22 protein-coding genes and 1 pseudogene are annotated in these 26,491 nt (G+C 40.0%); 17 read left to right on the top strand and 6 right to left on the bottom strand.

From position 1 onward, the window contains the following. Window position 1: 1 nt before the first annotated feature. Together J655_RS05585 and J655_RS05590 are read right to left on the bottom strand one after the other, a co-directional pair. On the bottom strand, window positions 2–1,087 hold the full coding sequence (locus J655_RS05585) for an HlyD family secretion protein (protein ID WP_017481088.1): 1,086 nt from the start codon (window positions 1,085–1,087) through the stop codon (window positions 2–4). Then, window positions 1,084–2,661, bottom strand: coding sequence for an MFS transporter (locus J655_RS05590; protein ID WP_032006231.1), 1,578 nt, complete (start codon window positions 2,659–2,661; stop codon window positions 1,084–1,086). The genes J655_RS05585 and J655_RS05590 overlap by 4 nt, the downstream gene beginning before the upstream one ends. A gap of 166 nt (window positions 2,662–2,827) precedes the next feature. Between J655_RS05590 and J655_RS05595 the strand changes: the two genes are divergently transcribed. Further along, window positions 2,828–3,448, top strand: coding sequence for a TetR/AcrR family transcriptional regulator (locus J655_RS05595; protein WP_014206840.1), 621 nt, complete (start codon window positions 2,828–2,830; stop codon window positions 3,446–3,448). 79 nt (window positions 3,449–3,527) lie between these two features. On the opposite strand, the gene J655_RS05600 is transcribed toward J655_RS05595, so the two are convergent. The 3 genes from J655_RS05600 to J655_RS05610 all read right to left on the bottom strand — a co-directional run bounded on the left by J655_RS05600 (window position 3,528) and on the right by J655_RS05610 (window position 8,172). Beyond that, on the bottom strand, window positions 3,528–5,105 hold the full coding sequence (locus J655_RS05600; RefSeq protein WP_017481090.1) for an aldehyde dehydrogenase (NADP(+)): 1,578 nt from the start codon (window positions 5,103–5,105) through the stop codon (window positions 3,528–3,530). A gap of 16 nt (window positions 5,106–5,121) precedes the next feature. Then, window positions 5,122–6,909: an IlvD/Edd family dehydratase gene (locus J655_RS05605; RefSeq protein ID WP_032052091.1), complete on the bottom strand. Its 1,788-nt coding sequence runs from the start codon at window positions 6,907–6,909 to the stop codon at window positions 5,122–5,124. Window positions 6,910–6,996: 87 nt separating this feature from the next. Continuing rightward, complete coding sequence (locus tag J655_RS05610) at window positions 6,997–8,172, bottom strand: fumarylacetoacetate hydrolase family protein (protein ID WP_032006224.1); 1,176 nt, start codon at window positions 8,170–8,172, stop codon at window positions 6,997–6,999. 111 nt (window positions 8,173–8,283) lie between these two features. Between J655_RS05610 and J655_RS25085 the strand changes: the two genes are divergently transcribed. The 4 genes from J655_RS25085 (at window position 8,284) to J655_RS05630 (ending at window position 12,688) form a co-directional block, all read left to right on the top strand. After that, window positions 8,284–9,219 (top strand): LysR family transcriptional regulator, encoded by a 936-nt coding sequence (locus tag J655_RS25085; RefSeq protein ID WP_032006223.1) that lies wholly within the window; start codon window positions 8,284–8,286, stop codon window positions 9,217–9,219. Between the two features lie 215 nt (window positions 9,220–9,434). Continuing rightward, the gene (gene denD / locus J655_RS05620; RefSeq protein ID WP_032006222.1) at window positions 9,435–10,406 is read left to right on the top strand and encodes a D-erythronate dehydrogenase; all 972 of its coding nucleotides are present in this window, start codon (window positions 9,435–9,437) and stop codon (window positions 10,404–10,406) included. Window positions 10,407–10,439: 33 nt separating this feature from the next. Continuing rightward, the gene (locus J655_RS05625; protein WP_032052092.1) at window positions 10,440–11,816 is read left to right on the top strand and encodes an MFS transporter; all 1,377 of its coding nucleotides are present in this window, start codon (window positions 10,440–10,442) and stop codon (window positions 11,814–11,816) included. Further along, a complete protein-coding gene (locus J655_RS05630) occupies window positions 11,816–12,688 on the top strand; it encodes an NAD(P)-dependent oxidoreductase (protein ID WP_032006220.1) in 873 nt (290 codons plus the stop codon). Before J655_RS05625 ends, J655_RS05630 begins: the two co-directional genes overlap by 1 nt. 116 nt (window positions 12,689–12,804) lie before the next feature. Here J655_RS05630 and J655_RS05635 read toward each other — a convergent pair whose 3' ends face one another. Next, window positions 12,805–14,148, bottom strand: coding sequence for a PepSY-associated TM helix domain-containing protein (locus J655_RS05635; RefSeq protein WP_032006218.1), 1,344 nt, complete (start codon window positions 14,146–14,148; stop codon window positions 12,805–12,807). Between the two features lie 323 nt (window positions 14,149–14,471). On the opposite strand from J655_RS05635, the gene J655_RS05640 reads away from it, so the two are divergent. From J655_RS05640 to J655_RS05690, 12 genes and pseudogenes are all read left to right on the top strand, one after another. Next, entirely contained in the window at window positions 14,472–15,491 is a 1,020-nt protein-coding gene (locus tag J655_RS05640) for an ABC transporter substrate-binding protein (RefSeq protein WP_032006216.1), read from the top strand. 2 nt (window positions 15,492–15,493) lie between these two features. Further along, window positions 15,494–16,504, top strand: a complete 1,011-nt coding sequence (locus J655_RS05645; protein ID WP_080973424.1) for a FecCD family ABC transporter permease — start codon at window positions 15,494–15,496, stop codon at window positions 16,502–16,504. Further along, window positions 16,501–17,265: an ABC transporter ATP-binding protein gene (locus J655_RS05650; protein WP_032006213.1), complete on the top strand. Its 765-nt coding sequence runs from the start codon at window positions 16,501–16,503 to the stop codon at window positions 17,263–17,265. The genes J655_RS05645 and J655_RS05650 overlap by 4 nt, the downstream gene beginning before the upstream one ends. A gap of 2 nt (window positions 17,266–17,267) precedes the next feature. Further along, a complete protein-coding gene (locus tag J655_RS05655) occupies window positions 17,268–17,756 on the top strand; it encodes a GNAT family N-acetyltransferase (protein ID WP_032052093.1) in 489 nt (162 codons plus the stop codon). Continuing rightward, window positions 17,757–17,858: pseudogene (locus J655_RS25090) on the top strand (sulfite exporter TauE/SafE family protein); the annotation flags it as partial. Window positions 17,859–18,039: 181 nt separating this feature from the next. Then, entirely contained in the window at window positions 18,040–18,924 is an 885-nt protein-coding gene (locus J655_RS05660) for a phosphoribosyltransferase family protein (RefSeq protein WP_032006210.1), read from the top strand. Window positions 18,925–18,935: 11 nt separating this feature from the next. Beyond that, the gene (locus J655_RS05665; RefSeq protein WP_032052094.1) at window positions 18,936–20,429 is read left to right on the top strand and encodes a nicotinate phosphoribosyltransferase; all 1,494 of its coding nucleotides are present in this window, start codon (window positions 18,936–18,938) and stop codon (window positions 20,427–20,429) included. 60 nt (window positions 20,430–20,489) lie between these two features. Beyond that, a complete protein-coding gene (locus tag J655_RS05670; RefSeq protein WP_000155298.1) occupies window positions 20,490–21,257 on the top strand; it encodes an NUDIX hydrolase in 768 nt (255 codons plus the stop codon). A gap of 72 nt (window positions 21,258–21,329) precedes the next feature. Next, on the top strand, window positions 21,330–22,724 hold the full coding sequence (locus J655_RS05675) for a methylenetetrahydrofolate reductase C-terminal domain-containing protein (RefSeq protein WP_032052095.1): 1,395 nt from the start codon (window positions 21,330–21,332) through the stop codon (window positions 22,722–22,724). 168 nt (window positions 22,725–22,892) lie between these two features. Continuing rightward, entirely contained in the window at window positions 22,893–23,015 is a 123-nt protein-coding gene (locus J655_RS25645; protein ID WP_000737386.1) for a hypothetical protein, read from the top strand. A 717-nt stretch (window positions 23,016–23,732) separates the two neighbouring features. After that, window positions 23,733–24,794, top strand: coding sequence for an HlyD family secretion protein (locus J655_RS05685; protein ID WP_032052096.1), 1,062 nt, complete (start codon window positions 23,733–23,735; stop codon window positions 24,792–24,794). A 24-nt stretch (window positions 24,795–24,818) separates the two neighbouring features. Beyond that, a complete protein-coding gene (locus tag J655_RS05690; protein ID WP_032052098.1) occupies window positions 24,819–26,366 on the top strand; it encodes a DHA2 family efflux MFS transporter permease subunit in 1,548 nt (515 codons plus the stop codon). Window positions 26,367–26,491 lie beyond the last annotated feature (125 nt).

Below are 26,491 nucleotides of genomic sequence, written 5' to 3' on the forward strand. Positions count from 1 at the left end.
ATTATTTAGTCGTATCAATAGAGACTAAAACAGATAAACCTGGGCGTAATAATTTAACGTCTTTTTGATTTTCAATAAGCTTGATTCGTAAAGGTAGACGCTGAACAATCTTGGTAAAGTTACCTGTTGCATTGGTCGCCGAGATCGGAGAGAAAAATGCGCCAGTAGATGGAGAGAAGCTGTCTACCACACCTTTTAGCTCAACGTTATAAGCATCTACATAGACATTAACTGGTTGTCCGATCTTGATCTTTTTTAACTCAATTTCACGGAAGTTAGCTTCTACATAAACCTGATCTAAAGGAACAACCACCATGAGTGGATTACCTGCGCCAACAAAGTTACCTACGTTAGCTGACTTTTGACCAATCATGCCATCAATAGGTGCACGTACTTCTGTATAGCTCAAATTCAGTTTTGCTTTATCAAGCGCCGCTTGTGCTTGTTTAAGAGCCGCTTGTTTGGCTTGTACCTGAATCTTGTATTGGTTGAGCTGATACTGTGCATCAATCACTTTTTCTTTACTGCTGTCTAAGTCAGCATATTGTTCAGTCAATGTAGTCTTAGATTGCTGTGTAATTAATCTAGACTCGGCCCCAAGTGCCTGTAGTTGCTCATAACGCGCCGTATTATCTTTTGTGAGTTTAATTCCGGCTTCTACTTTTCTCAGCTGTGCTTCAGTTTCTCGAATAACAGTGGGTTGTCTATCCACTGCGAGCATTGCTTCACTCAGGTCAGCTTGCGCTTTGGCATAATTAGATTCAGCCTCAGCCAAAGCAGCTTGATAATCACGTGCATCAATCCGCGCTAAAAGTTGGCCTTTTTTTACGGTCTGGTGATCTTTAATGTAAATTTCCTCAATATTGCCCGACACTTTAGGGGCAATGGTTGAGTACTCTACATCTACACGTGCATCGTCTGTTTCAACAACTGAAGACGGTAAAAATATAAGTTTTAAAACCCAAAAAATAGATGCTAAGACAATAATAAACGCAATAGCCATAACCCAATGCTTTTTGAGAAATTGCACCTTGGTTAACTTGGGCGGTTCGGTATGGGTGGTGTCTTGGGCTTCGAGAGTACTCATAAAGATTTTCCTGAGTTATGACTATTCATTAACTTAATGAGAGCAATACGTGGCGGATAAGTTCGAACTGGCAAAATCAACATCACAATAAACAAAATAGCGGTAAGGCCAGCTAAGATGAGATATTGATCGCTAATAACTAAAACAGATTGTTGTGCTTGAATCGCAGAATTTAGGGCAGACAAACCACCTGAAACACGATCTGCACCATTTGCGTTCAGAACAGGGGGAGTAAGTGGATTAATGACAGGGCCTTGAATATTTTGGAAAACATGTTGGGCGGTATTTTCAATCAGCCGTGTTGAATGGTATTCACCGCGCACTCGATTGATCCAATCCAAAATACAAACACCCAGTACACCGCTAATAGCACGCGGGGTATTAATCATAGGGGATGCATAAATTGCCATAGTTGGGTGAACACTGTTTGTCCCCATCATTAAGAGCGAGAGCACGACACAGGTTTGCCCCAGACATGAGATTGCATGCCAAAAATAAAATTGATCTTGATTCCATGTGGTATCAAGTTGACTTGCACCTAGGCAACCCGCAATGACCAGAAGTAAACCAAACCCGTGTACATATCGGCTATCCACCCAAGCTTGATTTAAAAGCTTCACAACAATAGGAATATAGATAAATTGCAATGCTGCGATTTGTAAGCCAATCCACATGGTCTGAGTGGGTTTATAGCCATGTACAGCACTAAGGTAATTTAGTGGTAATGTGCTGGTGGACATACCAATAATGACAAAGCAAAAGAGTGCGAAAACAGCATAAGCAAAATTTCGGATTTCGAGCATTTGCGGTTTAATTAATGGTGACGGATAACGCCATTCATGTATGAAAAACCAAGGTAAAGTTATTGCACTAATTAAGGCTAATACACAAATTAATTGAGAATGGAACCAGTCTAAATGGTTGCCATGCAATAACATGGTGCTCAGGCTCGCTAAGCTAATAATCGCTAAAATGGCACCCATCCAATCGTAAGTTTTTATTCTTGAGTAATTCAATGGATCTTGGGGAATACCAAAATACACCAGTGCAGCGCTTAGCGCACAAAAAGGAATGGTTTGGAAAAATATCATTTTCCATCCAATTACATCTAAGTAAAAAGCTGAGAGTGCAGCACTTAAGTTGGGAAAGAACGTCGCAGTTAATGCGTAGCAGGCGAGACCCCATAGTCGAATATCAGGTCCTAAAAATCTAAGCGCACAGGCCATGAGCAAAGGAATGGTTAAACCATTGGCGAGCCCTTGTAAGCCACGTAATAGATAAAAGATTTCGATATTTGGGCTAAAAGGGATTAAAACGCTAGAAAAAAGGCAAAGTCCTATGGCAAAAAGAAGAACTCTGCGCATAGAGAAAATGACTGCCCAACTCGTAGACAGGATCATTCCAATAATCATTGCACTTGCGTAAATACTGTTAACCCAATAACCCGAGTCGACACTAATGCCCATCGCACCTCGAATGTCGACTAAAGTAATGCTGGTAATTCGGTTATTAAATTCAACAGTCATTGCAGCAAATATTGCACCTGCTAAACCGATGAGTGGCTTTGTATTCATCTTTTACCTTAAATCTTAAACATCAATTCATTGCACGGAGTAGATATTTACTGTACTGTACCGATCGGTACTCTACTCTTTAATTAAATTTCCGTCAATTCTCGATTTTGAACTTTTCGATGAGTTACACTTAGAACGAAATCGCTAAAATTTTTATAAGGTCAATATGTCTGGTTTAACGAAAGCTCATGAAAAAGATCAAAAAATTCTGGATGCAGCAACAAAGTTTTTTTTGATCCACGGTTTTAGTGGCACAACGACAGACATGATTCAAAAGGAAGCAGGGGTTTCAAAAGCAACGATGTATGGTTGCTATAAGAATAAAGAAGCGATGTTTGCAGCGGTGATTGAACGTCAATGTACCAACATGCAAAAACAAATTATTTTAGTTGAGACAAAAGCCGATAATTTACGATCAGCACTAACTGAAATTGGGAAGACCTATCTGTGTTTTATATTATCGCATTCAGGCTTGGCTTTTTTTAGAGTTTGTATTGCAGAAGCGGTAAGGTTCCCAGAGTTATCTGAAAAATTCTTTGAATTGGGTCCACAGCGTCTAGCAAATATCATTGCAGGATATCTAGAAAAATCCGTTAAACAGGGCGAAATTGAATTAAGCTCTTCTTCAGAAGTTGCTGCGAATATATTTTTATCGTTATTAAGAAGTGATGCTCATCTAAAATGTTTGACGCATCCTGATTATTTAATATCAGAGAATGAAATTAGTACTTGGGTTGAGTATGCGGTTGATTTGTTTTTAAAAAATATCAATTACAAACCAAATTAATTTAGGAAATTTTATTCTATCTATAAGCTCTGGATGTAGAAATTAAAAAGAGACCAGTTTGTGGTCTCTTTTTAATTTATTAGATCGCTTCTCTGGTCATCTCACCATTCACGAGTCTTAAAATCTGCAACGGGTTGCTGTCTTTTAAAGCCTCTGGCAATAAGCTTTGCGGATAGTTTTGATAACACACAGGTCTTAAGTAACGGTCAATTGCTAAGGTTCCAACTGAGGTGCCTCGTGCATCTGAAGTGGCTGGATATGGCCCGCCGTGCACCATCGCATCACACACTTCCACACCCGTTGGGTAACCGTTTAAAAGTAATCGACCAGCTTTTTCTTCTAACACAGGAACCACATCTGCAAACTCGGTTAAGTCTGCTTCGTCGGCAATTAAAGTCGCAGTCAGCTGACCATTCATGCTTTGTAAGGCCTGAATGAGTTGGGCTTTACCTTCAACTTCAATGATGACAGTAGTTGGTCCAAAGATTTCTTCTTGGAGAAGTTGGTCACTCGCCAGTAACAACTCAACATCCGCTTTAAACAGTTGCGGCTGTGCCTGATTGCCTTGTTGAGTATTGCCAGCCAAGTGTTCAATACCTTGATGCTCGCTTAAATGCTCAAGACCAGCGGTATAACTTTTTAAGGTTCCGGCATTCAGCATAGTCTGTGCAGGTTTTCCACCCATAATTTCGGTTAGGTTACTAATGAGCTGACTAAACTCGGCTGATTTAATTCCCAAAATTAAACCCGGATTGGTACAGAACTGACCACAGCCTAAAACAACTGAATCTGCCAAGTCCTGTGCAATTTTTTCACCACGGTTTTTTAATGCTTCTGGCAACATCAGCATCGGGTTAATGCTGCTCATTTCAGCAAACACCGGAATCGGCTGTGGACGGGCTGCGGCCATGTCACATAAAGCGCGACCACCACGAAGTGAACCTGTAAAACCTACAGCCTGTATTAAAGGATGTTTCACTAGTGGTTCACCCACGCCATTACCGTAGATCATGTTAAATACGCCTTTAGGCATATTTGATTTTTCTACAGCACGTTCGATTGCCTGAGCCACGAAGTCTGCTGTCGCCATATGTCCGCTATGGGCTTTGACTACAACCGAACAACCAGCAGCGAGTGCAGAAGCAGTGTCGCCACCCGCAGTTGAGAAAGCTAAAGGAAAGTTACTTGCCCCAAAGACTGCAACAGGGCCAACACCGATTTTAATCTGGCGTAGATCTGGACGAGGTAAAGGCTGACGCTCCGGTAAAGCGGTATCAATACGGGCACCTAAAAAGTCGCCACGGCGCAACACTTTGGCAAACAAACGCATTTGCCCACTGGTACGGCCACGCTCGCCTTGTAAACGTGCAAGTGGCAAAGCGGTTTCCTGTGAGACAATTTCAAGAAAATCTGTACCTAATGCATCGAGTTCATCGGCAATATTTTCTAAAAAAACAGCACGCTGTTCAGGTGAAGTATGGCGATAAGTTTTAAAAGCTTGACTGGCTGCTTCACAGGCCTGATTAACTTCTTGCTCGGTTGCATGGTGAAACTCATAAGGCAGGGCTTCACCAGTCGTAGCATGAATACTTTTTAGTAAAGTGGAACTTTGTGCACTACGTGAACCGCCAATAAAGTTGTGTCCGATAATGGTCATAACAAATATCCTGAAATTAATGAGAGTGTCTTGGAAGGTTGTCTTGATTTACGACTCGCATATATAAAGTTGCAGGCTCTAAACAGCCACCTGTTGATAATTGCCCCACCATGTTGCGATACATTTCTTGCCAAGGTGTTTGAGAGGCAGAGACCGTCGGTTTCCATTCACGGCGGCGTTGTTCTAACTCTTCTTCAGAAATAAGCACGTTGACAGAACGTTTATTTAGATCAATGCGCAAACGGTCATTGGTTTTTAATAAAGCAATTCCACCTCCTACCGCCGCTTCGGGTGACATATTTAAAATTGAAGGGCTGGCAGACGTACCGCTTTGACGGCCATCTCCTAAGCAAGGCAGTGAATCGATGCCTTTTTTAATTAACTCTGCGGGTGGAGCCATATTGACGACTTCAGCACTGCCCGGATAACCTACCGTACCTGCGCCACGAATGACCAAAATACAATGTTCATCAATATCTAAGGCTGGATCATTAATTCGGGCGTGGTAATCCTCTGGTCCTTCAAAAACGATCGCCCTAGCTTCAAAGCTATTTTCACTACTTGGGTCAGATAAATAGGTTTTCTTAAATGCTTCACCCACTACAGACATTTTCATAATGGCGCTGTCAAAGAAATTACCACTCAGCACGATAAAACCTGCGCCATGTTTCAATGGTTGTTCATAAGGGAAGATGACATCTGCATTTGAGGTTTTTGCATTTTTAGCAATTTCCCCAATTGTTTTACCGCTGACTGATGCACAGTCTTCATGTAAAACGCCCGCTTTTTGTAATTCATGCAAAACAGCAGGAACACCACCGGCACGGTGGAAACCTTCACCCAAATATTTGCCCGCCGGCATGCAGTTCACAATAAGCGGAATGTTTTCACCCACACGTTGCCAGTCTTCTAAACTCAGCTCAATCCCCATATGTCGGGCAATCGCAATGAGGTGAGGAGGGCAGTTACTTGATGCACCTAATGCTGAGGCTACAGCAATGGCGTTTTCAAATGATTTTTTATTCATGATTTTAGATGGTCGTAAATCTTCTAGAACCATTTCACATATTCTTTTGCCGGTCATATAGGCCATTTGCCCGCGTTCGCGATAAGGCGCTGGAATACTTGCACATGTCGGTAAAGACATACCTAAAGCTTCTGATAATGCATTCATTGAAAGTGCAGTACCCATGGTGTTGCAATGCCCAACTGAAGGTGAGGCGGAAGTCGTCATTTCCATGAAGCCTTCATAGTCGATTTCACCTGTGGCAAGTAAATTTCTTGCATGCCAAAGTACTGTACCCGAGCCAATTAACTCACCTTTAAAGTGACCATCTAACATTGGACCGCCAGATAAAACAATAGCTGGTAAATCTGTTGTTGCTGCCGCCATTAAACAAGCAGGAGTAGTTTTATCGCAGCCAGTTGTTAGCACTACACCATCGAGTGGATAACCATGTAAGATTTCAACTAAACCTAAGTAGGCTAAATTTCTATCGAGTGCAGCTGTAGGGCGTCGAGACTGTTCAGCAATTGGATGAACGGGAAATTCCATAGGAATACCGCCAGCATCACGAATGCCTGCTTTCACACGTTCAGCAAGCTCTTTGTGGTGACGGTTACATGGGGTCAAATCACTACCAGTTTGTGCGATACCAATAATAGGCCGGCCTGATTGTAGCTCGGCACGGGTCAGGCCATAATTCATGTAACGCTCGACATAGAGTGCAGTCATGTCAGCATGTGTAGGATCATCAAACCATTCTTGGCTGCGTAAAAAAATCCGTTTATCTTGATCATTCATTTTTAGATCCTTCTACTGATCTCGCTCAGCAATTTAATTTTTCAAGTGATGAATATTACGATTGAACCGGTCGATAATACGTGAAATTTATAGTAATTCGCGTTGTTTTAAATTGTGCATCAAAGCATTTATGCCAAAATTCCACGGCATCGCTTTATCACTGGTCATGACTGTGTTGTATAAAGTGCCGAGCTTTGGTGAATGGATACGAACGACATCACCGACTTTATGGGTAAAGCCTGCACCAGCTTGTTCACGGTCTTGGGTAGGCGCAAATAAAGTACCCAAAAACAAAACAAAACCATCTGGATATTGGTGGTTTTCATTGAGGGTTTGTTGAATTAAATCTTCGGGATCACGACTAATTTGAGACATAGAACTAATGCCATTGAGCACAAAGTTATCTGTACCCTGAATTTGCAGTTCAACATCACAAGCGCGGATATCATTTAAACTAAAGGTAGAGTCAAAAAGACGAATAAATGGACCAATTGCACAAGATGCATTGTTATCTTTGGCTTTACTCAACAGTAGGGCGCTACGACCTTCAAAGTCCCGTAAATTAACGTCATTACCTAAAGTCGCGCCTAAAACTTTTCCGTGGCTATTTGCAACCAATACAACTTCTGGTTCTGGGTTATTCCACTCAGACTTTGGGTGAATACCAATATTTTGTCCAGTTCCCACAGCTGCTAAAACAGGTGCTTTGGTAAAAATTTCAGCGTCGGTACCAATACCCACCTCCAGATATTGAGACCACATTTTTTGTTCAATTAAATATTCTTTGAGTTGCAGCGCTTTTTCAGAACCGGGTTCAATTGTTTTTAAATTATCGCCGATTACCCCTTGTACCACTTCACGGATTGATTGAGCTTTTTGTGCATCGCCGCCCGCTTGTTCTTCAATCACGCGCTCTAACATACTTGCTGCAAAGGTAACACCAGCTGCTTTAATCACTTGTAGATCAATAGGGGCTAAAAAATATGCCTTGTTTGTATCTGGCTCGGCGACTGTATTGGCAAACAACTCATCAATTGAGCCAACTAATTTTCCTTCAATTTCAGCTAAAGCTTTTAAAGGATCTGAACTCTCAAGTAACTTGGAAATAGTGTGGAACTTTTCAGAAATATCAAAAACCTGATCACCTTTTAAAAGAATCGGAGATGGACCGGAAATTTGATTTGGAATCCACGCGCGACCAATTAAACATCCTTGGGTAGCGTCGTCTGGTAATGAGTTCTGGGAATTTAACGTAAAGTTCATTTAAAGCATCCTTCTTTTATTTGAAATCATGATATGTTTCTTATTTAATAAACACCAATCGTAATAATTTAATTATTAATAACGAAAAGTTATCGAAAGGGATTTTTGAAAATGGCTGATTTGACTTACACAAGCTTAAATAATTGGTTGAAATTTAAACATTTAGTGCTATTAGAAACTTTGGCTAGAACCAATAACATGCATTTGGCCGCCGAGCAGATGAACCTAAGTCAGCCTGCGGTGAGTAAAATGCTAAAGGAAATAGAAGGATTACTGGGCTTTCCTGTTTTTGAACGGTTACCCCGAAATATGCCAGTAACAGCCTTGGGTGAACATGTAATTCGATATGCGCAGCGTGTGTTAAATGATGCAAAGCATTTTGTCGAAGACATTGAAATTTTACGATTAGGTGGTCACGGTTTTTTAAAAGTTGGTGGTATCTTTGCCGCAACCGCAGTGGTGATTCCAAACTCAATTATTGAGATTAAAAAACAATGGCCCTTACTTTCTATCGATGTTGTTGAGCAAACCAGTGACCATTTAATGGAAATGCTAAGTGAGCATACTTTAGATTTAGCCATAGGTCGTTTTACCGATGTGACGCAAAGCCAGTTTTTTGATTTCCAACCTTTAGGCCCAGAGCCGTTTTGTATTGTTGTTAATAATGCTCATCCATGTGCTAAGAAGAGGTTTTGTACATTAGAAGAATTATTAAATTGGCCGTGGGTACTCTATCCTAAAGGCACGCCAATTCGACAACGGATGGAAGGCGCATTTGCCCGAGCAAAAGTCAAAATCCCCTTAAATACGGTAAATACCATGTCGATGCAGACCTTTTTGCAGATCTTAAAAGGTGCGCCTATGGTAGGAATGTTGCCCGAAGCTATGGTGATCGATCAGGTAAAAGAAGGGCAACTACAGATTTTAGAAACAGATCTAATTTTAGATGCACAGGATTATGGAATTTTGACGCGTAAAGATGAACCAGTGTCTGATATTGCATCAGCATTTATTAATATCTTACTTAAAAATGCAAAACGTAAATAAACAATTCAGCCTCAAACTATGACTACGTCTGAGGCTTTAAAATAAAAAGAAAAAACCTGTTTTGTTTTATAAATTTATAAATATAAAACTGATATTAAAAAGTTATCAATATTTAGAAATTATTCATTGGAAATTATTGAAAGGAGTCCTTATCGTTTAATTCACGACAATTACAAAAGTTTTTAAGTGAATAAAAACTAGGAAAGGACCTCTGTATGAATGTACTAATCACCGGTGGAACTGGTTTTATTGGAAAACAAATTGCTAAAGAGATCTTAAAGGCTGGCAGTTTGACTTTAGATGACAATAAACCGCAGTCCATCGATAAAATTATTCTGTTTGATGCATTTGCTGGCGATGATGTGCCACAAGATCCAAGAGTTGAAGTGATTGTCGGTGATATTACCGATAAAACTACAGTTGCTCATATTACAGAAAATATTGATGTCGTTTGGCACTTGGCTGCTGTGGTGAGCTCAGCAGCGGAGGCTGATTTTGATTTAGGTATGGATGTTAATCTGTATGGGCTCTTAAATTTATTAGAAGAATTAAGAAAGAAACAAACCACGCCTCGAGTCATTTTTGCCAGCGGCTGTGCTGTATTTGGTGGTCAATTACCAGAGGTTGTGACAGATGAGACAGTTGTTACACCAAAGTCTTCTTACGGTATGCAAAAAGCAGTAGGAGAATTGCTGGTCTCGGATTACTCAAGAAAAGGTTTTATTGATGGCCGTATTTTAAGACTACCGACTATTGTGGTTCGTCCCGGTAAACCTAATAAAGCGGCATCGACATTTTTTAGTTCAATCATTCGCGAACCGTTAAAAGGTGAAACGGCCGTTTGCCCAGTCCAGTCAGATACTCCAGTTTTTATTACTTCACCGCGACGTTGTGTTGAATCAATGATTAAAGCTGCGTCAATTTCTTCAGATGTACTTCAAGATAACCGAATTATTCCTCTACCGGGATTAACAGTCACCGTTAACGAAATGCTTGAGGCTCTTGAAAAAGTTGCGGGCAAACAAGCAACTGAATTGGTGCAATGGCAAGAAGATAAAACCATTCAACGTATTGTCCAAAGTTGGCCTGTTCAGGTGAAAGCTGAATATGCCGAATCTTTAGGTTTCCAAGCAGACGAAAATTTTGAAAGCGTGATTCAGGCACATATAGAAGATACCCAAAATTAATGGCAGTGATCGCCAGTTGATGTGAGATTTATTATGGAAGATATCAAGAATGTAACTGCTCTCGAAGAGCAGACAATTAAACGTATTTCAAACAGAATTATCCCGTTTCTCATTATTTTATTCATTATGGCATTCCTAGACAGGACCAATATTGGTTTTGCTGCGTTACATATGAATGATGCACTTGGAATTACTCAAACCATTTTTGGTTTAGGTGCAGGTGTATTTTTTCTAGGTTATTTTATTGCAGAAGTGCCGAGTAATATCTTGCTTCATCGGTTTGGAGCGCGAATCTGGATTGCCCGAATCATGATTACTTGGGGAATCATTGCAGCACTCATGGGTTTTATTCATAGCGGTACGCAGTTTATTGTTTTACGTTTTTTACTGGGTATTGCTGAAGCAGGTTTCTTTCCCGGTGTGATCTTTTATTTAACCTTATGGTTTCCTGCAAAATATCGTGCCCGTGTTTTTGCCACGTTTTATCTTGGATTGCCAATTGCTCAAATTATTGGAGCACCAATTTCAGTCGGACTCATGCAATGGGGCAATACCATTGGCTATGAAGGCTGGCGTTTGATGTATGTGCTGGAAGGGATCCCATCCATTATTTTAGGACTAATTTGCCTTAAATATTTAACCAATAACCCAAAAGAAGCAGAGTGGTTAACAGCTGAGCAGCGTCAATGGTTAATGACCACATTAGAGCGTGAAGAAAGAGAAAAAGAGCAATCTGCCGATGCTGCTTTAACTAAAGGTGAACTCATTAAACAAGTGTTTAAAAATCCTTTGGTTTGGATTATGGCGGTTGTTTATTTTGGAATTACCTCTGGTTCAAATGCGATGTTCTTCTTCTTACCAAGTGTTTTAGAGTCATTCCGTAACACATTTGGTATGCAAATTAGCCTTATTCAAAATGGCTTACTCCCCGCAATTCCATATGCATTTGCAGCTGTTGGGATGGTTTTATGGAGCCGCCGTTCTGACCGTAAACAAGAACGTTATAAACACGGTGCTTGTGCTGCACTTATGGCGGCGTTAGCTATTGCGATTGCACTGCTTGTGAATCAGCCTTGGGCAATTATTGTGGGCTTTATTCTTCTTGCGATTGGTGTATTTAGCGCAATTAACATTTTCTGGACCATTCCTGGGCAAACTCTAACGGGTGTGGGTGCCGCAGCTGGAATTGGGTTAATTAACTCGGTAGGTAATTTAAGTGGTTTTACTGGTCCATATTTAACAGGCTATTTATATACCACCACAGGCACCTATACAGTGGCATTCCTTGCTATTGCTGGCTTTGTAGCAATGGGTGGTTTGGGCTTGTTGTTATTAGCAAAGTTAAAATCGAATAGCTTAAAAGTAGAACAGCAGCAACTTAAAGTTCGGACTGCTACGGAGATGAAATAATGGCGACCATCGGATTTGTGGGGACAGGCATTATGGGACTGCCGATGGCTATGCATTTACTCAAAGAAGGCCATCAAATTAAGGTTTGGAATAGAACTTTATCTAAAGCAGATAGTTTAAAAGAAGCTGGTGCCCAAGTTTGCTCTGAACTTAAACAAGTCGGAAAAGATGTAGAATTTCTGATCTGTATGCTTAGCGATGGAAAAACCTGCGATGAAATCCTGTTTAAAGAACACGGCGCGATTTCACAGCTAAAACCTGAAAGTACGGTTATTGTCATGAGTTCGATACCCGTTGATGTTGCAAAAGCACAAAGTGAAAAATGCAGAGAAAGAGGATTTAAATATTTAGATGCTCCAGTCTCTGGAGGCGAAAAAGGTGCCCAAAATGCAAGTCTTGCTATTATGGTAGGTGGTGAAGCTAAAACATTTTCACAAGCTGAAACTATTTTAAGTGCAATGGGCCGACCAATTTTAGTAGGTGGGGTTGGCTGCGGAATGCTCGCAAAACTTGTGAATCAAATGATTGTAGCAACTACCATTGCAACTGTAAGCGAGGGCTTATTACTGGCCAGTAAAGCTGGAGCTGATCCTATTAAGCTCAAACAAGCGCTCACAGGCGGTTTTGCAGATTCTCCAATTTTACAGCAACATGGCGAGCGTATGCTAAGTCGAAATTTTAAACCGGGAGGTACAGCTCGAAACCAGCATAAAGACATTCATACAGCCGTTAGCTATGCTAAATCCTTAGAGTTAAATTTACCTGTTGCCCAACAAGTGAGTCAGTTATTTGAAAATATGCTTGCTGCTGGAGACGGTGAACTTGACCATTCTGGTTTAATTCGTGAACTTGAGCGAATGAATCCAGTGTAATATTGCTTTAAATTTAGCGGTACTTGATGAATAGACATAATCAAGTACCGCTTTTTTTATGGTTGATGCTTAGATATTGTAATAAGAAAAATAATTAGTGGTTATTGAAATTTTATTTACGATTTAGACGAAATATATTTACGCATAGCAAAGATAAACAGCGTAAATAAAATACTAAAACCAAAAACAGGTAAGCTGAGACCTAACACGAGTCCCCCCAATATTAACCATGTTTTTTGTGAGCCAGTTGCGCGGTTCCAAATTAATAGACTTTGACCAATGAAGTGAGTTGTCATGAGTTTTAAATTCGAGTTTTTAAACGCAGCCCTATATGCATAAATAATCATAATACACAGTAGAAAGGCATAAAGTGCCAGTACCAATTGATTTATCCAGCCAAATAAAACTCCAATATGGGCATCTACTCCCCAACGGGTGAGCTTTGCCACTAAAGAGTAGTCTTTAAACGCAAGTTGATCTATAACTTTGTGTTGTTCCATATCAATGGCGATACTGTCTGCTTGAGTTGGCCATTTGCGCTGAATTTCGGCCACTGTCCAGGCTTGATTTCCACTGGTTGGTGGTTTGATTTGTATTTGTGCTGCATCAATACCATGTGCTCTGGCGATTGAAAGAGCAGTATCGTACTCAGTCGAAACAATATTTAAATTAAGATTTTCACTATGAGGCATCTCGTGATGTTCATGATGCATCACTGTAGGTAAATTATCTGTTTGAAGGGAAGTTGCTAATGTTGGGGTTTGCCAGTTAAGCCACTGACGAGCAACTCGAATATTATCGCCAGCCCACTCGGACCACGTAAGACCCGTAATAGCAATTAATAATAAAAGTGGAAATAAACTTAAGCCCAGCGAGCTATGCCATCTTAATAATCTATTTTTTTGTGTTTGCCTGATTTTAAGATTTTGACGGCGCTTCCACCAATTATAAAGTCCAGTTAAAGTCAAAATGGCTAACCAGCTTGCCGCCAGTTCACTATAAAAGCGCCCCCATTTTCCTAGTAATAAATTGCTATGTAACTGGTCGAGCGTAGTTCGAAATGGCAGAACTCCACTGGTACCATAAACCGCTAGATGGCCTTTGGCTTTAAGTGTAAAAGGATCAATAAAAACGGCTTCACTTGTAAAATCGTGGATAGGGTCTGAAAAAATTACACGTGTTGTCTGATCAGTGCTTGGGGCTGGTCTAACTTCAATCACCTGTGCAGACTTAGGCATTACTTGCTTTGCAGCTTCAATTTGCTGGCTCAGCTTATGTGGTGTTTGATTCAGTTGCTCAACGTATAGAACATCTTTATAAATAGATTGTTCGAGTTGTGGCGTAATGGCATAGAGTAAACCAGTGATTGCTGCGAACAAGATAAATGGTGCAATAAAAATACCGGCATAAATATGAATTAAGCGGTAAAGACTACGCCAGAAAGATGATTGGGTCAGCATCGGAAGATAATATGTATCAGATTTTGGGCTGGATTATAACGAGTTATTTATTTTAATGTTGATCGAGTGGTAACCACTATTAAATTATTTGATTAGCCACCTTGTAAACTTTTTGGCCTAATAATTAAATAGTTTTTATTACTTGGTAAATTTGGCGTTTTTTTTGCTTACTCTTTAATATCTTAGCTATCTCATTTAATTTGACCGCTGTATTACCCATGATTCAAACCGTCTTGCTCACTTATGGTGTTTTTTCATATGAAAAATGCACCAAATAGGCACATCTTCTTATTATGCACTGTATTTGTGCAAGGCATGCCGTAATGAAGTTATTCACTTCATTACTCACTTTACTCATTCTATGTGGATGTTCTTCATCTGAACAAAGTGGTAAAGCGCAAGAAAAGTTAGCAGCCCATTCGATATGTGTCTTTGATAGTACAAATACAAAAGTCTGTGTAGCCAAACCCGCCCAAAGAATTGTTTCTTTGTTTGAGTCGGGTTTAGATGGCTTATATATGCTAGGGCAAGGTCATAAAGTGATTGGCATACCAGCCGAAGTATACATCCAGCCTTTATTATTTAATGCCTATTCAAAAATAGATAAGCGTATCGCCAATAAACAACTTGCAACACCTTCACAAGGGGCAAATGCAACCAATATTGAAAGTCTTGTGTTGTTAAAACCTGATCTGGTGATTGTAGGGAGCGGGCAGACTCAAACAATTGAACTGTTACGGCAGTTCGGCATTGCTGTATATGTGATGGAGTCCAGTACCTACCAGCAAGTAAAAGAAGAACTTTCTGAAATTGCTACTCTGAGCGGTGCCCAAAAGCGAGCTCAAGAAATTTTAAATTTCTCTGATGAAATTGTGGCGGAGGTCGCAGCCAAAACCGCACGTCAGCCAAATAAACAATCGATTTACTATGCTTGGTCTGGTGGACGAATTTTTTCTACCTCGGGACGTCAGTCGATTACCAATGACTTTATTGAGCTGGCGGGGGCTTACAACATTGTTCAGACCAATACGAATCAACCCAATGTAAATCCCGAGACTTTAATTGAATGGAACCCTGACAATATTGTGCTTTGGAATACCAACCCCCAACTGATTTATGAACGAAAAGAATTACAGGGTTTAAGCGCCGTACAAAACCGAAAGGTATTTAATTTGAGTCCTGCATTTATATATAACCCCCATACCATCAAAATCATTATTACGGCGATTTATTTGAATCACAGTATTTATCCTGAACAGTCCGATTTACCAGTAAGTGCTTTACAACAGCGTATTTTAACCAAGTTGTATGGTGAGCACCTTGCCAAAACGTTGGTGCAATAAATATGGAAAAACTGAAATATTATTGGTTTTACCCTTTACCTTTCCTCATGATTTTTATCTCGCTGCTTATTGGGCCAACTCAAACATTGAGTGCATGGGATTATTTGCGGTGGGGTGTGCAAGCGGTGTTTGGTACGCCATATTTTGATGCTGAGCAATTTAGACTGATGCAGAACATTCTCGTAAATGTGAGATTACCCAGAATTTTACTGACCTTTATGGTGGGAGCTGCGTTAGCAACTGCGGGAAATGGTTTACAGGCCTTGTTTCGTAATCCCTTGGTTGATTCTTATGTACTTGGTATTTCATCTGGCGCTGCGTTCGGTGCAGCCTTGGCACTTTCTTTAAGTTGGCTTTCACCAAACCTATCAGCCTTTATTTTTGGTGTTTGTGCTGTTGGCTTAACATATTTGTTTGCGCATCAAAAACATGAAAGCCAGACGTCTTTAGTCATGGTAATTTTATCGGGCATGATTGTTTCGGGGCTGTTTTTAGCAGGTCTCACGATTATTCAATATTTAAGTGATCCATTTAAATTACAAGCGATCGTGCAATGGACGATGGGCAACTTACATCAGGCGTCTTGGCAAAAGGTTCAATATGCCGTGCTGCCTATTTGTATTGGCCTTGCCGGATTATTTGCGATGCGTTGGCGCTTAAACTTAATGGCACTTGGTGCTGAAGAAGCGCAGGCAGTGGGTGTTAACCCAAGGTGGGAACAGCTTCTTTTAATTGTACTAGTGACTGTATGTACCTCAACTTCTGTGGCTGCTGCAGGCATTATTAGTCTATATGGACTCTTTATGCCGCATATTGTGCGAATGTTGGTTGGGCCAGATCATCGCTACAGCATTCCTGCCAATATGGTGTTGGGCGGTAGTTTTCTACTCATGATTGATAACTTTTCTCGGGTTTTACTGACGTTTGAAATACCGATTGGTATTTTTACCATGCTACTTGGCGCACCATTTTTCTTATTATTAATGAAAACACAGAGGACTCATTGGGCATGATTCAAATTGATCAGTTAAATTATGCCTATGGGCACAAACAGGTTCTCAAAAACATTCATCTGGAGTTTCCTGAAAATCAGTTTTCCGTCATTTTAGGGCGTAATGGTTGCGGAAAATCGACACTTTTTAAATTGATGGCTGGCCTAGAACCTGTAAAAGATGGATTGATTCGTTACTCTGGAAAACCATTATCGGACTTTAAAGGAAAAGATCGGGCTGCATTGCTCGGCTTTTTACCGCAGTTTCATAAAACCGTATTTCCATTTTTGGTTAAAGATGTGGTGATTACGGGACGTGCCGCTTTTAGTCGATATCGTCCTTCAAAATCAGACTGCGAACGTGTAGACCAAGCTTTGCTTGATTTAGATATTGAGCATTTACGCGATCGTCCTTATACCGAGTTATCGGGGGGCGAAAGACAATTGGTCATGATTGCGCGTATTTTAGTGCAAGCCCCAAAAGTCATTTTGCTCGATGAGCCAACCAATCATCTCGATGTTTATTATCAGTCTTATTTAATGAAAAAGTTGCGTCAGTTGTCGCGGCAAAATTTTACGGTGATTGCGATTATGCATGATCCCAATTTAGCTTTTTTATTTGCAGATCATTTGTTTTTTATGCGCCAACATGAGGTGGTTAAGCCTGAGTCAAAAACACGAATAACCGATCCGAAGTTTTTAAAAAGTGTCTATGATGTTGAGTTCCATGAAGCCATGATTCAAGACAAAACCATTGTTATCCCTGATCATTCTTGGCTATAAATATGACTTTTCACTATCATCTAGCAGACAAATCAGACTATGCATCTGCGGTAGAGTTTGCACTTTATACAAGACAGTTGTTATTCCCAGAGATCTATCATGGGCAAATTCCCAAAGATTTAAAAAATTTTGGGCAATATTATGTCCATGATCCATTGGGTTGTTTCATTACGGTAAGACACCAAAACCGCATTATTGGCACCATTGCATATCGAGCTTATGACCATCGTTTTGATTTAAATTTGCCGTCTAATACGGTAGAAGTCGTTAAGTTGTTTGTATTGCCTGAATACCGCCGTAAGGGCATCGCAACTCAACTATGCAACATGTTGTTTAGCCATGCCAAAAACCATGCTATTACTAGTTTATATTTGCATACTCATCCATTTTTGCCTGCGGCTGAAGAGTTTTGGACACTACAAGGCTTTAAGATTATTAAATGGGAATGGATCGATACCTATGACACCATTCACATGAGTAAATCTTTATAGTTTGTTAGAAAATTTATTTCAAAACTACCTGATTTATGGCGGGCAAAGTTGTATCCGCTACTTTTAATAATAGTTCTACTCATCATGCTTTTTGTAAATTAATTTTTTATTTCAATTAACTGAAGAATAATTTCTCTGAAATATCGAATCTCTAAATACTCTAAAACTGTAAATTTTATGTCTTAAATGGCTTTGAAAAAAGTTTGAAAAATAGACTTGAAATATATAGTGGCTTTATGCCACTATATATTCATCGAAGGTCATCAGACAAAAAGAGGATGATATGGCTATCCAGCTTTTAGATGCGGCAAGAAATGAAATTCCAGTGAAGTTCACGCAGTTTTCTGGTGGCGAGCGTCATGTTCAAATTGATGAGAAAACATTGAATTCACTATCTGGCAACGTATTGGTCCGCGCACAAATGACCTCAAGTCATGATGTGATGGACTATTTGTTACTTGAAAATATATTGCTGACTCAGGGCTTAATCGTTGACCTAGAAATTCCGTATTTTCCATATGCACGTCAGGACCGTATTTGTGCAGTAGGCCAAGCATTTTCACTCGATGTGATGACTAAATTACTTAACATCAATGCTGACAAAAAAGCGGGCAAACAAGGCAAGGTGACTGTTTGGGACTGCCATAGTGAAGTAACAACAGCCTTGCTCGCTGCAAATACTTCTTTTAGTGAAGTTGTAAACATCAGTTCAGTCGACATCATCGAAAAGAGTGCAGCGCTAAGCACATTGTTAAAAGATGAAAAAACAGTACTGATTTGCCCAGACAAAGGGGCGAAAGCACGTACACAAATGGTTGCAGACGCTTTTAATCTTGAGCGTAAACAACCAATCACTATTGTTCAGTGTGATAAAAAACGTGATCCAGTAACTGGCAAAATTTTAGGGACACATGTGCATGCGAATGACTTATCAGGTTTAACAGCGGTCATTACCGATGACATTTGCGACGGCGGTGCAACCTTTATTGGTATTGCCAAAGAACTGCGTCGTCTCAATTGCCATAAGGTCGTTCTATATGTGACCCACGGTATTTTTAGTAAAGGAATAGAGGTTTTTGATGGACTGCTTGACCAACTGTTTACCTCAGACAGCTTTCCACAACAACCATCAGACAAAATTTCAGTAATTGCTTTTGCAGCAAAATAAAGAGAACAAAGATGACGATTAAACTTAATCCATTAAATGCTATCGATTTTTATAAAGCTGATCACAGACGTCAGTATCCAGCAGGCACAGAGTACGTGTACGCAAACTTTACGCCGCGTTCATCTCGACTCGCAAAAATGTTGCCTGACTTCGACGATAAAGTTGTGTTCTTTGGGCTACAAGGTTTTATCAAACACTTTTTAATCGATACGTGGAATGAAGGCTTTTTCAAGCAACCTAAAGACAAAGTGGTGGCTGCTTATAAACGCCGTATGGATAGTTCATTAGGTGAAGGTGCTGTGCCGGTTGATCACATTGAAGCATTACACGACTTGGGCTATTTACCATTACGCATTAAAGCATTGCCAGAAGGTAGCCGTGTCAATATGCGTGTACCCGTGCTTACTGTAATTAATACCGATTCACGTTTCTTTTGGCTAACGAATTATATTGAAACTGTGTTAAGTGCTGAACTTTGGAAAAGCTGTACTACGGCCACAATTGCCTATGAGTACAAACGTTTATTAACGCAATATGCTGTAAAAACTGGCGCACCGCTTGATTTTGTACCTGTGCAAGGACACGATTTTAGTAGCCGTGGCATGAGCGGAATTTATGATGCTGCTCAGTCTGGTGTGGGTCACTTAACTAGTTTTATTGGAACAGACTCGGTTGCTTCAATTGACTATGCAGAAGAATATTACAATGCAACAGGTGTGATTGGTGTATCTGTACCAGCAACCGAACACAGTGTGATGTGTATGGGCACAGAAAACAGCGAGCTAGAAACATTTAAGCGTTTAATTTGTGAGCTTTATCCGTCGGGTGTTGTCAGCATCGTGTCTGATACTTGGGACTTTTGGCGAGTGATTACCGAGTTTACAGTGGCTTTAAAACCTGAAATTCTGGCAAGACAACTGAATGCTTTAGGCTTGGCTAAATTGGTTTTCCGTCCTGACTCTGGTGATCCTGTCAAAATTATTTGCGGCGACCCAGACGCCGAAGTCGGCAGCCCAGCATATAAAGGTGCAGTTGAATGTTTATGGGAAGTATTTGGCGGTACAACAACTGACCAAGGCTATAAAGTTCTGAATGAACGTGTTGGTTTAATTTACGGTGACTCGATTACCCTAGACCGTGCACAGCGTATTTTAGAGGGCCTTGAAGCTAAAAGCTTTGCTTCAAACAACTTGGTGTTTGGGATTGGCAGCTTTACCTATAACTACTTAACTCGCGATACCTTTGGGTTTGCTGTGAAAGCAACTTGGGGACAAGTGAATGGTGTAGGCCGTGAGTTGTTTAAAGACCCAATTACTGACTCAGGTGTAAAAAAATCGGCGAAAGGCCTATTACGCATTGAAGAAAGTGAAAATGGCTTTACCTTGTTTGATGAGCAAACAGCCGAACAAGAACAAGGCGGAGCACTTAAAACTGTCTTTGAAAATGGTAAACTTCAATATGAGTGTACTTTGGATCAAATTCGTGAGCGTTTATCCATCGCATAACTGAGTTTAGATGAGCCGTTGCATGAGTATCGGCTCATCATTTTCATTGAGAGACTGAACGTGACTATTCAAACTGAACAAGAATTCCTTGCCAGTTATGATCGCCGAGATTATGACGCACCTTTACTCACTGTAGATATGGCTATTTTCTCGGTTTTTAATGGTCAGTTGCAGGTATTACTCATTAAGCGACCCAACTTTCCAGCCAAAGACCAATGGGCTTTACCGGGTGGTTTTGCCGATTTAAAGCACGATCAAGATTTGATGGCAACGGCTTATCGTAAGCTGGTCGAAAAAACAGGAATTAGTTCACCTTATTTGGAACAAGTTGCCTCTGTAGGTAATGCTAAACGTGACCCGCGTGGCTGGGCAGTAACTATTTTGTATTTTGCTTTAATTGATTTTAATGCCTATCAACACCAAGCTTTGGCTGAATACAGCGAATGGGTGCCTGTAGCAAAAGCACAAGATTTAGCATTGGCGTTTGATCATAATGAATTGCTCAGCTTAGCTTTGGAGCGTTTAACCAGTAAAACTCGCTATACCGCATTGCCAGCCAGTCTCATGCCTGAGTTGTTTACTTTGACTGAGCTGCAAACCATTTATGAAATTATTCTTGGGCAATCTTTAGATAAAAAAGCGTTTAGACGCCGTATGATAGAAGCGGGTGCAGTTGAAGAAACCAACCACAGTAAAATCGTGGGCAAACGACCAGCTCAGCTTTACCGCTATGCACTCGATTCTTTTGATTTTATATTTCCTCGCTCACTGGAATTACCTAGAAATAAAGAGGGTGAAGACAAGCAAAACAATGAGCTTTCTGACTAGCGCATCTTGATGCACTTTGATTTATAATGCCGCGCTTATGATTGATGTCATGTTTTGATAAGCGCTTTGCCTATGTCACACGTTTCTCCCTGCTTCCAGCAAAACCAGTTTTTTGTGTTGATGGAGTACCTCACTTCACTACATGAAATTTATCCTGTAAGACATGAGTTTGCAGGGTATCCGGCTGCAATGACATTGGCAGATCGTGTACATTCAGATCATGATATTGCGCCGCTTGAGGCCAGCAAAAGTTATCCTGACACAATTGATAAAGTCTTACACTTTTCAGGTAAGGCCAGAGACATACAAGACTTTGAGCATTTTTTAGAGCAAGCTCAAACAGCCAATATTCAAAACTTGTTATTGCTTACAGGCGATAAACTCAAAGAACACCATAATGGTCGAGATGGGCAGCCTCGTAGCCGTTACCTAGAGTCAGTAAACGCCGTAATGGCTGCCAAGCAACACGGCGGGTTTCGTATTGGCGTTGCCTTTAATCCGTTTAAATATGTAGAAGCTGAGCGTGATGCACAGTATTTAAAACTGCATAAGAAGATTAAAGCAGGTGCAGACTTTATCATTACCCAATTGGGCTATGACATTGAAGCCTTAAAACAAGCCAAATCCTTTTTAACCAAGCATGATTATTCGCAGCAAATACTGGCTTGTGTGATGCCTCTGACTTTAGGCCGAGCCAATTTTATGGTGAAGCATAAAGTCGCAGGTATTGTGATTACCCCGCATATGCTAAAAGTTTTGGCAGATGAAAAACAGGCAGGGCATACAGACCGTGTTTATTTACGCTGTGCTTTACAAATTTTAATATGTAAACATTTAGGATTTGCTGGAATTCACTTATCTGCTTGTCATAAGCCAGAAGAGCAAATGTTGCTTGAGAGCTACATTGAGCAATACAGACATTTGGAGCTTAAAGCCTTAGAAGAGCTTTGGAATTCACTTTGGCACGTCACGTCAGGCAACGAGTTTACCCCTGAGATTGCTCGTTTTTCATGTCAGCCAACGTCTAAACAATTAATTAAATATCGTCAGCTACATGTTATGCATGAAGCAATGTTTGGATCAAAAATCGCTAAAGGCGTCGGACGTTTTATTTTCAAAGCATCTTTTTGGGAAAACGCTTTAGTCGCTAAGGTATTAATTAAAACAGAAGTATTAAGTAAACATAGCCTAGTGGGTTGTGAAAGCTGTGGTCAGTGTCGCTTAAGCGATACTTTATATATTTGCCCTGAAACGTGTCCAAAAGGTTTAGCCAATGGGCCCTGTGGCGGAACAACTTTAGACCGCTGTGAATTTGGTGACCGTGAATGTATTCACTCAGTAAAAGCAAGACTTGCAAAAGCAGTTGCACAAACTGAAATACTAAAAGAGAAATTGATTCCTACAGTAGCAATTGAAACCAGAGGAACCAGTTCTTGGAAAAACTGGTATTTAGCGACTGAGGCTTAAGTTTTGTATTAACCGCTGATTTGATCTTGCTAAAAAAATCAAATGATATGCTAAAGCACGGCGATAATTTAAAAATAACAATTGTTTGCCTTAATTATGTCCAATCAAAATGGCTATCAAGGAGTATACTTAAAGCAAATCTTTTGCGTTAAAGGAAAGGCTGTCTCAATGAAAAAGTTGGTTGCTGTACTTACTGTAATTGTTGTTTTAACTGGATGCGTTTACGACCCTGTTAATTACGACAAAATACACGACCAAGAGTTCCAAGACCACCTCAGGCAAAACGGCTAGTAATAAAAAACCCACTCAATGAGTGGGTTTTCATTTGGAATAACTTTAGAAGAAATTTTTAAGGGTTTATATAAGTAAAAGATCACTTAAATCACTATTTTTAAAGGTTTAAATAAAGAGTTTGAAATTATTTTATCTGGAAAATATAGGTCATTTTAGTCATCAGGATGGCTTATTTATCAAAAATATCGTTTATTTGTTTTATGGATATTGTTATTTTTGAAAAATATAATATTTATAACTTATATATATTTTATATTTATAAGTATAATAACTTTGATTGTTAACTCATTTTTAAATTAAATATTATTTTAATTAATAATACTTAATGATTACACAATAAAACTTATTCTTAATATTAGTGAAATAAATCACTCTATTCAAACATATATCTCTATTTATTGCTATTATTATAAATTATTTATTAACAAATACTTATCTTTGTTTTTTGTGATTTTTTTAACCAAAAATCTCCAAAAATTAGAATTACATAATTTTTTAATATAGTTTATATAATATGTTTTATTGACATAAATAGAAAAAATATCTGGTAAATAGGTCAATGATATTTAATTAACTTAAGAACCATAATTTGCACCAAATTTTACGCTGTCACGATTCATTGAATAAAACCAAGTGAAAAGTTACGTAAAAAAGAAACCAATAATTTTATTGGCTTAAATAAAAAATCGAATATTACAAATAAGCGGAATGAATATGGATAACGTAGCTCAGCTAGAAACTGATACTAATTTCCAAAGCCGAAAGAAAATAACTTGGGGTGTTTTTAGTGTCCTGATGTTATTTTTATTTGCTGGCATATTATATTATTTTTTTGTATATCGTTTCTATCAATCTACTGATAATGCTTATGTGCAAGCCGATGTTACTTGGGTGATGCCAAAGATTTCGGGCGAAGTGATGGAGTTATTAATTAACGATAATCAGGTAGTAAAAAAAGGGGAAACTTTAGCAGTATTAGATCACCGTGATTATCAAGCTCGTTATGACCAAGCCCGCTCAGTAGTCAGCTTAAAAGAGGCAGCGCTGGGTGTACAACAACAAAATGAAAAGTCTGCACGCTCTTCAATTACTGAAGCTCATAGTGGCGTAGTGGCAGCACAAGCTGATTTAACTCGTTTAAGAAAAGAGTTCGAGCGTTATCAAGATTTATTAAAAGATGGGGTGATTACCCGACAAAACTTTGAAGGCGTTCAGTCTCAATATTTAACGGCCCAAGCTCAACTCAGCAAAGCGCAAGCTGCCGTAAATGCGGCAGAAGCTCAGTTGGGGAGTTTACAAGCGAGTCGAGCGCAGCTTCTAGCAGATATTCAAAGTGCCAATGCAAACTTAAATCTGTATCAGGTCGATTTGGCTTCATCAAAAGTGGTCAGTCCTGTAAACGGTAAGATCGGTAGCCTTGCAATCCAGAAAGGTTCACGTGTTTCTCCGCAAACCCGCTTAATGGCGATCATTCCTGAAAATAGTTTGTATGTACAAGCCAACTTCAAAGAAACCCAAATTGAAAAAATGCATATTGGTCAGAAAGTTAAATTAAAACTTGATGCCTACCCAAGCCTGACCTATAGCGGAAAAATTGAGAGCTTTTCACCAGCTTCAGGCGCGACTTTCTCACTTATGCCACCAGACAATGCCACAGGCAACTTTAACAAGGTTGTTCAGCGTATTCCTGTGCGTATTGCCATAGATTCAAGCCCACATATTGATTTGATAAAACCTGGAATGTCGGTGAGTGCCACCGTTGACCTAAGAACTTAATAATAAAATTTTAGGTAATAACCAATGAATAAGCACCTTGAGGCCGAGTGGAGATTTCCAGCAAAAACTGCATGGGCAATTTTTGCTGCCATGATTTTTGGCAACTTCATGGCGATTCTTGATATTCAGATTGTGGCGAGTTCTCTAAACGAAGTTCAAGCTGGTATGAGTGCAAGTCGTTATGAAGTCACTTGGGTGCAAACGGTTTATTTAATTGCCGAGATTATTGCAATTCCCATGTCGAGTATTGTCTCGCGGGTGCTTTCAACACGGGTGTATTACACCATCTGTGCAATTGGGTTTACGATCAGTTCTTTACTTTGTGCCTTGGCATGGAACTTAGAAAGTTTATTAGTGTTCCGTGGCATTCAAGGTTTTATGGGCGGCGGTATGATTCCGACTTCCATGACTGCCTTGTACTTACTTTTTCCAGAACCAAAACGTTCATTGCCTTTGGTGATGTTTGGAATGATCAGTACTTTGGGTCCGGCCATTGGCCCCACCATTGGCGGCTGGCTCACCAATAACTTTTCGTGGCACTGGATGTTCCTGATCAATATTATTCCGGGCATTATCATTGCTACGGTCATTTACTCAGGTCCAAATATCGACCGCGCGAACTACTCACTCATCAAAAGTATGGACTGGTTCAGTCTAGTCGGTATGGCGATGTTTTTGGGTGGGCTTGAATATTTCCTTGATGAAGGTGCACGGCATGACTGGCTTGCAGACACAGGGGTTCGGATTGCGTTTATGATCTGCGTTGTGGGTGGCATGATTTTCTTCTCTAGAAGCTTTACCCAGCCTAAGCCTTTGCTCGATTTATCCGTATTTAAAAACAAAAATTTTACCTTAAGTGCTATCACAACTTTTGTGATTGGCATGGCGCTGTATGGCTTGGGTTATATGATTCCCGTGTTTCTTGGGCAAGTCCGTGAAATGAACAGTAGCCAAATTGGTCACGTCATGATGGTGACAGGTATTGTCATGTTCTGCTTTGCGCCGTTTCTTGCCTGGCTGATTCCCAATTTTGATACCCGAAAAACCGTATTTGTTGGAATGATTTTGGCTGGCTTTGGTGTTTGGCTCAATTCGCACCTCAGCATTCATAGCGATTACGACTTTATGTTTTGGCCGCAAATTTACCGTGGTATTGGTCTCATGATCTGCCTGATTGTGGTTTCGCATTTAGCCATGAGCACCTTGCCTCTCAGCAAAGTAGCCGATGCCAGCGGTATTTATAACCTGATGCGTAATATTGGCGGCGCGGTTGGACTAGCTCTCATTAACTCATCTTTAGATTGGCTGACTGCGCTTCATGTTACCCAGATTAATCAGGGGATGACACCGCAAAACTGGATTTTTACAGAAAGACTCGACCAACTCACGGCGCAATATCAGGAAGTCGGTGCAAATGCTCAGCAAATCGCGCTGAGTGTGTTTTATCGCGACATTCATTTTCAGGCACTGACCTCTAGCTTTAATGATCTATTACGCATGCTCGCAATCATTATGTTTGTGACCGCATTTTTAACCATCTTTATGGATCGGGGGAAGAAAATGAATATGTAGATATTTAAAAATAAAGGCAGCTTTCAAAGAATGAAAAACAACAGGGCATATCAAAACGTATCCCTTCATAGAAAAAGAACATTGATCTGAGTTTTCTAAAATCGGTTGATGAGATCGGGGAACTC

The organism is Acinetobacter sp. 1294243 (assembly GCF_000588015.1).
GTDB classification, from domain to species: domain Bacteria; phylum Pseudomonadota; class Gammaproteobacteria; order Pseudomonadales; family Moraxellaceae; genus Acinetobacter; species Acinetobacter pittii.

What these genes read in the sequence shown, in the direction of transcription:
- J655_RS05585 (WP_017481088.1), bottom strand. Translation starts at nt 1,087, where the DNA reads ATGAGTACTCTCGAAGCCCAAGACACCACCCATACCGAACCGCCCAAG.
- J655_RS05590 (WP_032006231.1), bottom strand. Translation starts at nt 2,661, where the DNA reads ATGAATACAAAGCCACTCATCGGTTTAGCAGGTGCAATATTTGCTGCA.
- J655_RS05595 (WP_014206840.1), top strand. Translation starts at nt 2,828, where the DNA reads ATGTCTGGTTTAACGAAAGCTCATGAAAAAGATCAAAAAATTCTGGAT.
- J655_RS05600 (WP_017481090.1), bottom strand. Translation starts at nt 5,105, where the DNA reads ATGACCATTATCGGACACAACTTTATTGGCGGTTCACGTAGTGCACAA.
- J655_RS05605 (WP_032052091.1), bottom strand. Translation starts at nt 6,909, where the DNA reads ATGAATGATCAAGATAAACGGATTTTTTTACGCAGCCAAGAATGGTTT.
- J655_RS05610 (WP_032006224.1), bottom strand. Translation starts at nt 8,172, where the DNA reads ATGAACTTTACGTTAAATTCCCAGAACTCATTACCAGACGACGCTACC.
- J655_RS25085 (WP_032006223.1), top strand. Translation starts at nt 8,284, where the DNA reads ATGGCTGATTTGACTTACACAAGCTTAAATAATTGGTTGAAATTTAAA.
- denD (WP_032006222.1), top strand. Translation starts at nt 9,435, where the DNA reads ATGAATGTACTAATCACCGGTGGAACTGGTTTTATTGGAAAACAAATT.
- J655_RS05625 (WP_032052092.1), top strand. Translation starts at nt 10,440, where the DNA reads ATGGAAGATATCAAGAATGTAACTGCTCTCGAAGAGCAGACAATTAAA.
- J655_RS05630 (WP_032006220.1), top strand. Translation starts at nt 11,816, where the DNA reads ATGGCGACCATCGGATTTGTGGGGACAGGCATTATGGGACTGCCGATG.
- J655_RS05635 (WP_032006218.1), bottom strand. Translation starts at nt 14,148, where the DNA reads ATGCTGACCCAATCATCTTTCTGGCGTAGTCTTTACCGCTTAATTCAT.
- J655_RS05640 (WP_032006216.1), top strand. Translation starts at nt 14,472, where the DNA reads ATGAAGTTATTCACTTCATTACTCACTTTACTCATTCTATGTGGATGT.
- J655_RS05645 (WP_080973424.1), top strand. Translation starts at nt 15,494, where the DNA reads ATGGAAAAACTGAAATATTATTGGTTTTACCCTTTACCTTTCCTCATG.
- J655_RS05650 (WP_032006213.1), top strand. Translation starts at nt 16,501, where the DNA reads ATGATTCAAATTGATCAGTTAAATTATGCCTATGGGCACAAACAGGTT.
- J655_RS05655 (WP_032052093.1), top strand. Translation starts at nt 17,268, where the DNA reads ATGACTTTTCACTATCATCTAGCAGACAAATCAGACTATGCATCTGCG.
- J655_RS05660 (WP_032006210.1), top strand. Translation starts at nt 18,040, where the DNA reads ATGGCTATCCAGCTTTTAGATGCGGCAAGAAATGAAATTCCAGTGAAG.
- J655_RS05665 (WP_032052094.1), top strand. Translation starts at nt 18,936, where the DNA reads ATGACGATTAAACTTAATCCATTAAATGCTATCGATTTTTATAAAGCT.
- J655_RS05675 (WP_032052095.1), top strand. Translation starts at nt 21,330, where the DNA reads ATGTCACACGTTTCTCCCTGCTTCCAGCAAAACCAGTTTTTTGTGTTG.
- J655_RS25645 (WP_000737386.1), top strand. Translation starts at nt 22,893, where the DNA reads ATGAAAAAGTTGGTTGCTGTACTTACTGTAATTGTTGTTTTAACTGGA.
- J655_RS05685 (WP_032052096.1), top strand. Translation starts at nt 23,733, where the DNA reads ATGGATAACGTAGCTCAGCTAGAAACTGATACTAATTTCCAAAGCCGA.
- J655_RS05690 (WP_032052098.1), top strand. Translation starts at nt 24,819, where the DNA reads ATGAATAAGCACCTTGAGGCCGAGTGGAGATTTCCAGCAAAAACTGCA.